This window comes from Blautia sp. HCP28S3_G10 (assembly GCF_052065235.1).
Taxonomy (GTDB): domain Bacteria; phylum Bacillota; class Clostridia; order Lachnospirales; family Lachnospiraceae; genus Blautia_A.
This window is the reverse complement of record NZ_JBQHUL010000035.1, coordinates 24,380-34,116: the sequence shown is the minus strand read 5'-3', so window position 1 is coordinate 34,116 and position 9,737 is coordinate 24,380. Positions and strand designations below refer to the sequence as shown.

At 39.8% G+C, this 9,737-nt stretch carries 11 protein-coding genes; all 11 read right to left on the bottom strand.

Going from position 1 to position 9,737, the window contains the following annotated elements:
• Positions 1-238 precede the first annotated feature (238 nt).
• The 11 genes from ACTNB8_RS13150 to ACTNB8_RS13100 all read right to left on the bottom strand — a co-directional run bounded on the left by ACTNB8_RS13150 (position 239) and on the right by ACTNB8_RS13100 (position 9,657).
• Positions 239-775 carry a bL17 family ribosomal protein gene (locus ACTNB8_RS13150; RefSeq protein ID WP_441055402.1) on the bottom strand — a complete coding sequence of 179 codons (537 nt, stop codon included), beginning with the start codon at positions 773-775 and terminating at the stop codon, positions 239-241.
• A 98-nt stretch (positions 776-873) separates the two neighbouring features.
• Positions 874-1,833: a DNA-directed RNA polymerase subunit alpha gene (locus ACTNB8_RS13145; protein ID WP_296157129.1), complete on the bottom strand. Its 960-nt coding sequence runs from the start codon at positions 1,831-1,833 to the stop codon at positions 874-876.
• A 62-nt stretch (positions 1,834-1,895) separates the two neighbouring features.
• Complete coding sequence (gene rpsD, locus ACTNB8_RS13140; RefSeq protein WP_441055399.1) at positions 1,896-2,489, bottom strand: 30S ribosomal protein S4; 594 nt, start codon at positions 2,487-2,489, stop codon at positions 1,896-1,898.
• A 19-nt stretch (positions 2,490-2,508) separates the two neighbouring features.
• The gene (gene rpsK / locus ACTNB8_RS13135; protein WP_022214196.1) at positions 2,509-2,904 is read right to left on the bottom strand and encodes a 30S ribosomal protein S11; all 396 of its coding nucleotides are present in this window, start codon (positions 2,902-2,904) and stop codon (positions 2,509-2,511) included.
• A gap of 171 nt (positions 2,905-3,075) precedes the next feature.
• Positions 3,076-3,444 (bottom strand): 30S ribosomal protein S13, encoded by a 369-nt coding sequence (gene rpsM, locus ACTNB8_RS13130; protein WP_296157125.1) that lies wholly within the window; start codon positions 3,442-3,444, stop codon positions 3,076-3,078.
• A 298-nt stretch (positions 3,445-3,742) separates the two neighbouring features.
• Positions 3,743-3,856 (bottom strand): 50S ribosomal protein L36, encoded by a 114-nt coding sequence (gene rpmJ / locus ACTNB8_RS13125; RefSeq protein WP_003497809.1) that lies wholly within the window; start codon positions 3,854-3,856, stop codon positions 3,743-3,745.
• 163 nt (positions 3,857-4,019) lie between these two features.
• Entirely contained in the window at positions 4,020-4,646 is a 627-nt protein-coding gene (locus ACTNB8_RS13120; RefSeq protein WP_441055396.1) for a response regulator, read from the bottom strand.
• Positions 4,647-4,685: 39 nt separating this feature from the next.
• The gene (locus ACTNB8_RS13115; protein WP_441055394.1) at positions 4,686-5,978 is read right to left on the bottom strand and encodes a sensor histidine kinase; all 1,293 of its coding nucleotides are present in this window, start codon (positions 5,976-5,978) and stop codon (positions 4,686-4,688) included.
• The gene (locus tag ACTNB8_RS13110) at positions 5,951-7,597 is read right to left on the bottom strand and encodes a histidine kinase N-terminal 7TM domain-containing protein (protein ID WP_441055392.1); all 1,647 of its coding nucleotides are present in this window, start codon (positions 7,595-7,597) and stop codon (positions 5,951-5,953) included. Before ACTNB8_RS13110 ends, ACTNB8_RS13115 begins: the two co-directional genes overlap by 28 nt.
• 101 nt (positions 7,598-7,698) lie before the next feature.
• On the bottom strand, positions 7,699-8,541 hold the full coding sequence (locus ACTNB8_RS13105; protein WP_441055390.1) for a TPM domain-containing protein: 843 nt from the start codon (positions 8,539-8,541) through the stop codon (positions 7,699-7,701).
• An 18-nt stretch (positions 8,542-8,559) separates the two neighbouring features.
• Positions 8,560-9,657, bottom strand: a complete 1,098-nt coding sequence (locus ACTNB8_RS13100; RefSeq protein ID WP_441055388.1) for a hypothetical protein — start codon at positions 9,655-9,657, stop codon at positions 8,560-8,562.
• Positions 9,658-9,737 lie beyond the last annotated feature (80 nt).

Genomic DNA, 9,737 nt, shown 5'->3' with positions numbered 1-9,737 from the left:
ACTTTATTCAGTTTTCAATGTGCAATTTTAATTTATATTGAACGCTCACAAGAGCATATCAATCTTTTTCTCATCAGATTAGATTATCCGAGTTTTCGGACAGTCTCCCCCCAGACAATTTTGACAAAATTAGTGTTAATTATGACATTTTGCTGATTTTTTTCGCATTATAGCGTCAATTCGTAGTAAATATAGTCAAAAAAGGGATACCCTTTCGGATATCCCCACATTTAACAGATTAAACTAATTCGATAAGTACTTCCATTGCTGCATCACCTTTACGAGGTCCAATCTTTACGATTCTTGTATAACCACCGTTACGGCCAGCATATTTAGGAGCGATTTCTTCGAACATTTTCTTAACCATGTCTACGTCTTTTGTGTTTTTCTTCTTACCAGCGCCCTGAGTTGGAACTTCTTTAACTGGATAGAATACTTTCAGCATCTGACGACGAGCATGCAGTCTGGAAGGAGCATCTTTAGCGATCTCTTTCTGAACTTCATCGTATACGGTCTGTTTCTTTCCGTCTACTACTTCTTTTACTCTTTTGCCATCAGCATCTTTACGTGCAACTTTTGCAGTTACAGTAACTGTTTCGAAATTGTCTTTTTCACGAACTGCCATTGCAATAAGACCTTCGGCGATCTTGCGAATTTCTTTTGCTTTAGCTTCAGTTGTAACAATTTTTCCATGATACAGAAGGTTTGTTACCTGGTTTCTTAACAGAGCTTTTCTCTGGTCAGATGTTCTGCTTAACTTTCTATATTTTGCCATTTGATTTTCCTCCATCTGCGGGACATCAGAACATGCTTGTTCGGTCTTACTGTCCTGGTGCTCAGGCATCCCCGCTGTAATATTAATCTGTGAGTGGTTTATTCCTCAGTAGGCTGAAGCTGTAAGCCCAGCTCTTTTAATTTAGCAAGTACTTCTTCCAGTGACTTACGACCAAGGTTACGAACCTTCATCATATCGTCAGAAGTTTTATTGCACAGTTCTTCTACAGTATTGATTCCTGCTCTCTTCAGACAGTTATAAGAACGTACGGAAAGCTCTAACTCATCAATACTCATTTCAAGAACTTTTTCTTTTTCATTGTCTTCTTTCTCGATCATAACCTCAGCGGTCTTTGCGTTTTCAGAAAGATCAATGAAAAGATTCAGATGCTCACTCAGAACCTTGGCAGCAAGGCTGACAGCCTCATCTGGATCAAGAGTTCCATTGGTATATACATCCAATGTAAGCTTATCGTAATCTGTAACCTGACCAACACGAGTGTTTTCTACGATCATGTTGACTCTGTCAACAGGAGTATAGATTGCATCAACTGCAAGAACACCGATTGGCATATCTTCGGATTTTCCTTTGTCAGCACTTACATATCCACGACCACGTGTAATAGTAAGTTCCATAGCAAGTCTGCAGTCTTTTCCACCATTCAGAGTTGCGATAACCTGATCAGGGTTCATAATTTCAATATCCTGGTCAGCCTGAATGTCAGCAGCTGTAACAACACCTTTGCCTTCACACTCGATGTATGCAGTCTTTGGCTCGTTATCAGAACTTGTGTTTTTGATTGCAAGACTCTTCAGATTCATAATGATCTCGGTTACGTCTTCTTTCACACCCGGAATAGAGCTGAATTCATGAAGAACGCCATCGATCTTAACCTGGCTTACCGCTGCTCCCGGGAGGGATGACAGCATAATTCTTCTGAGAGAATTACCCAGGGTAGTACCATATCCTCTTTCAAGAGGTTCAACTACAAATCTGCCAAATTTTTTATCTTCGGATATTTCTGTAATTTCGATTTTTGGTTTATTAAAATCAAACACTATAAGGTTCCCTCCTTCTGGGTTTATCAACATTTGAGGGTTTTTGCGAAAGCTACGTCGGATTATTTAGAATACAGCTCGACGATAAGCATTTCGTCAACCGGAACATCGATTGCTTCTCTTCTTGGAAGTTCTTTTACAGTTCCGCTTAAAGCTTCCTGATTAACATCAAGCCATTCCGGAACAAGTCTTCCAGCTGTTACTTCCAGAATTCCTTTGTATCTTTCAGAACCTTTGCATTTTTCTTTGATTTCAATTGTGTCACCGGCTTTTACAAGGTAAGACGGAATATTTACACATTTACCATTTACAAGTACGTGTTTGTGGTCAACAATCTGACGAGCTTCACGTCTTGTTCTTGCAAGACCCATACGGAATACTACATTGTCAAGTCTTGTCTCAAGCATGATCATAAGGTTTTCACCAGTCTGACCAGGCATTCTGTCAGCTTTATTGTAGTAGTTGTGGAAAGGTTTTTCCAGAACTCCGTAGATGAATTTTGCTTTCTGTTTTTCTCTTAACTGTAAACCGTACTCAGACATTTTTCTGTTTGCACGTTTTAACTGTCTTGTGGATTTTTTATCAATTCCTAAGTAAATTGGATCCAGGCCAAGGGATCTGCATCTTTTCAGAACAGGAACTCTATTTACTGCCATTTCAAGCTACCTCCTAAAATTAGACTCTTCTGCGTTTTGGTGGACGGCATCCGTTATGCGGAACCGGTGTTACGTCACGGATACTTGTTACTTCAAGACCACATGCCTGAAGTGCACGGATTGCAGCTTCACGTCCGGATCCTGGTCCTTTTACCATAACATCAACAGTTTTTAATCCATGGATCAAAGCAGCTTTTGTAGCAGTTTCTGCTGCCATCTGTGCTGCATAAGGAGTAGATTTCCTTGAACCTCTAAATCCCAGACCACCGGCACTTGCCCATGAAAGAGCATTTCCTTCGTTATCTGTAAGAGTAACAATAGTATTGTTAAAAGATGACTGGATATGTGCCTGTCCGTGTTCAACGTTTTTCTTTACACGACGTTTTGTAGTCGCTTTTCTGGTTGTCTTTGCCATTTTAAAACTAACCTACACTTTCCTCGAATATATTGTAAATATGTTTCATTTCATAAGGAAGTTCGATTTACTAAATTCGACCTTCGTTTACACTTGGTCTCATTAAGTTCCTTCGAACAATACTCACACTAAATTCATGCTACGTTTACACTTGCATTCATTAAGTGTTCATTATTTCTTTTTGTTTGCAACAGTTCTCTTAGGACCTTTGCGTGTTCTTGCATTTGTTTTGGTCTTCTGGCCACGAACCGGAAGTCCTTTACGATGACGGATACCTCTGTAGCATCCGATTTCCTGCAGTCTCTTAATATTCAGAGCGATTTCACGACGAAGATCACCTTCTACCATCATTGTTTCATCAATAACAGCACTGATTTTCTTTACATCATCGTCTGTCAGGTCTCTGACACGTGTGTCAGGATTTACACCTGCCTGAGCAAGGATTTTGTCTGCGCTTGCTCTACCAATACCATAAATATAGGTAAGGCCGATTTCGATACGTTTTTCTCTTGGTAAGTCTACACCAGCTATACGAGCCATGTACTGTTTCCTCCATTTTCTTTCTTTTGAAAGTCCTATTTGTACACCACTTGCTATTCTGCAAGGTGAAATGGGGTGTATCTTAATAAGCTTCCGTCTTTTTAGTTTCCTAATTGGGGTGCCTCGGTAAAACACCCAGCCGCCTTGGCGTAAAGCGACCTTTCCGAAATGTGACCTCACAGCCACTACTGCCTCTCGGTATTAGGCAATACATGCTTCTTTAATAAGATATTAAAACAGTCCGAACAACCCTTCCGGGTGTATCAAACTGCAGCCGCACGTTTCACAAACTCTGTCATTAACCCTGACGCTGTTTGTGTTTTGGATTTTCACAGATTACTCTGATAGATCCTTTTCTTTTGATGATCTTGCATTTTTCGCAGATCGGCTTTACAGATGATCTTACTTTCACTGGAAATCCTCCTTTTCCGTAATATAGGCTTGAATCTGCAGTTCATATACGCACTATCAGCGCATACAACCAGTATAATAACATTCCTTTTCGGAAAATACAACCCCTCAATTTAATTTTTTTTATTTTTTAATGTTATTTACAGAAAAAAATGTTTGGCATGCTATTTTAATGTCGTAACAATCAGCTTGCTTTCCAGCGCAGCAGCGATCAGATCCTCTTTACAGCTATATCCAGCCCTGGCAATCATGTCCTGAAAATTCCACCGTACTCCCGAGGTGGAACAGTTCATTTTTTTTGCAATTTCTGAGTAAGACAGCCCACATATATAAAGCCGCAGCATTTCCAGTTGTCTGGGACTGATTTCCCCGCTAGTACACCAGTTCAGTTCCACATTTGGAGTTTCATCTGGAAAGACATGTTCTCCATTAAGAGTTCTTATTATCACATCACGAATCTCGTCCTCACCATGATCCTTATACCAAAGACTGTCTGCGCATCCTGTTTTTGCCCTCTCAAGTACTTTAGGATCGATCAGCGATGTTACAATAAGGATCTTCGTACCCGGATGTTCCTCCTTTATGGTCTTTCCTGCGGTCAGACCATCGTGATTATGAAAGGTCTGCACATCCATCAATACCAGATCAATCACTGAATAATTACAGATTTTTACTGCTTCCCGGGCATCACTGACCGTATCTACCAGCTTGAATTCGGGATTTTGCAAAATAATATATTCAAAATATTTTTGCATGATTTTCTGATCTTCCACAATGAGTACCCTTACCATAGAATCATTCCCTTCTCATACTGAAGTAATCTGATATTTTTATCTCTTTAACGGGAAATTCAGAAACAGGTAAAAAGCAGGTTCAAAAAATGTCTTCATTGTCCCATGTTCTGCTTCTACTGCTTTCCTTAATGCAGATAATCCCCCACCTTCTTTAGCATTTTTCAGTGGCGGTTCACCATCATTGGTAATCTGGATCTGATATCCATCCATGTTTCTCTTTATTTCCACATAAACTGCAGTTCCATGTGCATGACGGGCACAGTTTGTTACGCATTCACGGAGGGCGCGATCTGTAAGCCATCCATAAATCAGGTCATCCGGATAATTACCCTGGATCTGAATTGATATTCCAAGTTCCCTCGCATGCTTTTCCGTATCCTCATACTGGTCTTCTTTATTATTAGCAGTCGAACTTGTAAGAATATAAACCTGCTGCTTTAAAGTTTCAAGCTGTGCTCTCATATTGTCAGGTTCTTCTTTCTTTTCAAGAATTCTTCGTATGGAAAGAAGACTTCTTCCAAAATTATCGTGTACCTTTATTTTCATAGCCAGCGTTTCCTGCTCGCGTATTTCATCGCCTATCTTTTCATACATTTCTTCTAGTTTTCGGTTCAGCTGCTCCAACTTCTCATTATTGCTTTTGATTTTTTCATTGTTGTAATATAATTCAGACACATTAATCGCAACAGTCTGTACATAACCTTTCAGATCTGGCTCTTTAAGCTGATATTCCTGAAACAGCCAAACGGAACCATCTGGTAAATAAAATACATTACTGTCAGAATTTAACTTTACAATATTTTTCTGAACAGGTTCTGAATTTATAGCATTACGCAAAATCTCAAAATTCTGAAGATAATTTCCTGTCAGTATTCTGCATAATTCCTGCATTTTAACATTACTCAATATGATACGTCCAAGAGCATCCGAAAAACAGACACCACATGGAACATTATTTACAGCTTCGTAAACAGACCATGGTGACAAAGTATTGTTGCATTCCTTTCGTTCCCTGCGAATAGCCAGAATCAGATAAACCGTCAACAGAATTACTGATATTACCAGTGCATATATTGGTAATGAATACAATATCGGCTTGTATGAATGAGTATCCTGCCGACGCTGGTGATCGCTCAGCAGTCCCACCATAAAAAGATATGACGCAAACAACCCTACGGAAGATCCTACAATTTTCCATTTTCCTGCTGAACGCATAATTCTGGAAAACAACAGGATAAATTCAAGAATCAGACATATTTCCATAAGGATCATTAGAAGATTTTGCAATTTCATGGTGTCTTTTATGAAACCGGACATCGAATAAACCATTCCTGTTCCTCCTGCTGTATCAAAAGATCAGGTCTCTCTGCCAGAAGATCACGAATATCTGCCAGACATACCACATGCACAGAAATCTGCAGTTTTTCTTCAATCTGAGTCACACGGAAAAAGATTGAATTCACTACATCAAATAATTGTTCAATCAGCCATTCAAAAAAATCATAACATCTCAGAACATCATCTGCATGAAGCAGTTTTTCTTTATCCTGTACAAAATAAGCTGCCCGGATCTTGCATAATTTCAGATTTTCGCAAGATTCCGCCAGACTTTGCTTCAGGTCAGCCATAGTAAGGGAATCTCCCTGTGAGCTGTATCTGGTAAGCACAAGATTTTTTCTTCGTTTCAGATAAGTTCCCACTACCACTATCTTACTCAGAAGTATATCACATTCCTCTATTGAATCTGTCTGTTCAATTTTCTCCATATACAAAGAAAGCAATTCATACTGTCTGTGAGTCTGATCCTGTATCATGTTCAGCAGACGATTCTGTTCTTCTAATTTTCTCCTTGCGGCTTCTTTCTGATATGTCATCTGCAATAGCTGATTTCGTTCCGTTAATTCCTCCTGCTGTTCCTGTATGTCCTGATACTGGTCAAGCAGAACTGAAATATCTTCCGTCCAGAATAAATGGCCGCCTTTTACAGGAATATGCCTGACCAAAATTCCGTTTTCCTGCATTGAAGCTCCTGCGATCACACATTCTCGCATATCTTTGGAAATATTTGGAAAATTCCCTGTATAATAATAACGCCTAAAAGTTTCATCGGTAATTTCTGCATCAAGACTGCCGGTTGACTGAAATAATTCAAAATAACGACTATTTGTAGGAATCAGTCCACACAGGATACAGCTTTGAAAAATAGCAGCCATACAAAGGCAGCAGATTGCAGTCAAATCTCCTGCAATAGTACTGAGAAAAGGCAGACGAAGAATATTTCCAATGTTCCAACCCCAAAGCACGATACCCGGTATTACCGGAAGCCAGAAACGTTTTTTGCCGGAAGTTTTGCTTCTACGAACAAGTATCACGTCCATTGCACTGAGACAAAATATGATCCATATCTGAATAATCAGAAAAAGAAAACCGTATCCATAACTGTTGTCCGAATAAGGTGGTTTCAGATAGAACCTGAAAACCTGCTGATGCAGATCATTTGTGAATACACCTATGATCAGTACTGCTGCAAAAACAAACAGCAAAACATGTTTTTTTTTAATTTTACCATTTTCCTTTTCTTCCAGAATCAAAGCCGCATTCAAACCCAACGTCGGAATCAGAAGCATCGGAATATAATACAGATACCAGCAGATATGTTCACTGAGTGGATCCTGAAAAACATGATATTTTATTGTACGCAAAAAAAACCAGAATACCATCAAACAGCCAATGGCCGTCAGACACTGGCGCATCCTTTTATGCACAATATGTTTATTCAGATAAATAACCCATGCACAGTACATACCCAGATAAATGCTGGTGCGGCACTGGTCGGCCAGAGACTGCAGTAAATTATTATCGGTATCGATCAGTCTGCAGGTATATGCCACTAAAACGCACAGAAAAATCGTCGTATATGAGAAAAATCTTTTCTTTTTATATGGCATTATGATTCCTTTCCTGACAAACCATGTCCGCAAAACACATTTTTCTGAACCTCAGCCCATATTTTCTTTTATTACTGTTCACTTCGTTCACAGTAACCTGATCAGAACTTACCACTGGTTCCGCCATGGGAACGTCCGGAAGAGCTTGTGTGAGATGAGCTTCCACCGGAACCCGATGAAGCAGATGAGCTGCTTTTTTTATCTTTAATTGTTCTTTGAGTAACAATTCTATTTACAAAACTGTCCGTTGCTCTTTGCAGTGATAATGAACCACTGCGTTCATAGGCTTTCGCTGATTCCTGTTTTTTCACGGATTTCAGATTTCCGGATTTTGCTTTAACTATTCCAAATGAAATAAGAAAAGCGACAACTAAGTCTGTATAGAGCCAAAATGGAGATACCTTTTCCTTTGGCATATTACCAACATCATACGGTTCACCAGTTGCTGCCTGTCGCAGGAAATCATCACACTGATCTGCAAAACAATTAAATGCCTTTGCATACTCTCCTCTGCTGAGTTTACTCTGAAATTCACCTTTGATATATTCAAGCCCTGCATCTGTAAAAGCTGTCGTATGACTGTAACCATAAGTTGAAATCGCCCATTCTCTTTCACCCATGCTGATCAGAAGAAGAAGGCCATCATCATTTTCTCCATATCCATATCCGTTGTAATCATAATAGTCATCCGCATACGCTTCAACTGTCTTGCCTTCTAGCGAGTTGACAGTGACAATGCCCACTTCATTTTTATATCTCTGACTGATGTCTTCAAGTTTGTTTAACAGCGCACTGCTCTCTTCTTCTGTCAGCAGGCTGGCTTCATCTACAAGAAGTGGTTTCTGACGTTCTGACGGAATCTCAGAAGCCATTGCCGGAAATATAAGAATAAATATCCAGAGAACAGAAGGCAGGCTGTACCATATTTTCTTTTTTATCTTCATTTTATCTGTTCCCTCCTGCTACATTAAAAATAAACATTTCAGGCCATATAGCACACCCCAGATAAGGAGTGTACGTATACCTACAGATTTCCAGAATTTTGATCTGTCAATTGGCAGATCACCGACCATCTTTCCGGTCTGGCCATTCATTGCGAAGGTGAATTTTTCTCCTTTCCAGGTCGTATTAAGAATCCATACAGGATACATTGCATACCAGTAACTCGCGTTATGTATCTGCACATTGCTGTCTTTTACAGATGTACCACCATTATATCCTCGAACAGTCTTTCGAAAAGCCTGTTCTGTACAGACCCGGATTCTCTCACGTGCTCTGTCTATACGTTCATCCACATTGACATCATAACGATCTGCGAGGTAGCCTGCCAGATAAGCCTGCTGAAAAGGTACTGCTTCATGGAAATGATAAGGTTCAATTGCTTCCATCAGTGTATCATCCATTTTTCTAGAACCATCTGCGGGTACATGATCAAAACTTATTGTTCCCTCGCGATAGACCTGATAGATCTCACGAGTTGTATACTCGGTATCACCTGATCTGGAAACGTGAACTTTTTCTGCCTCATATATTATCCTGGCATCTGCATCTACATCAAACAGCCAAAATGGAATATATACACCCTTGATCTCATCCACATGGTTTTCTTTTTTGAATACTTTTGGAAGATATTTCTTTCCCTGAAGATGCTTATGATAATTTTCTTTGGCAGCTTTTTTATCCAGTTTGAACGGAATGATATAATCTGGTTTCAGATCTCCTGAAAACTGGCCTTTCATTGTTATTTTATTATTGCAGAACGGGCATGTTGTTGCCCCTGTTGTTTCATCGGCGACAATCTCACTTCCGCAGGACTGGCAGCTATAAACACGCATACCCTTTATCTCATCATTCTGCCACTGCCCGGTACTCATTGAGTACCAGTTTTCTGCCGAAACTGTCTTTTTGTCTATCTGCGTATCTTCAGTATTCTGCGTGCGCTGAAATTCGTCAACCGTCATCTCTGTGTCACAATACGGACATTTCATATTCTGAGATTTTGAGTCAAATACCATTGCACCACCGCAGGATGGACACTTATATTCTATGATATCAGGCATATACTGCATTTCCCCTTTTCCTGTGGCCGATTGCTGTTCACTGTATTTTTGCAAACAGCAACCGGCTTTGCACAGATTCT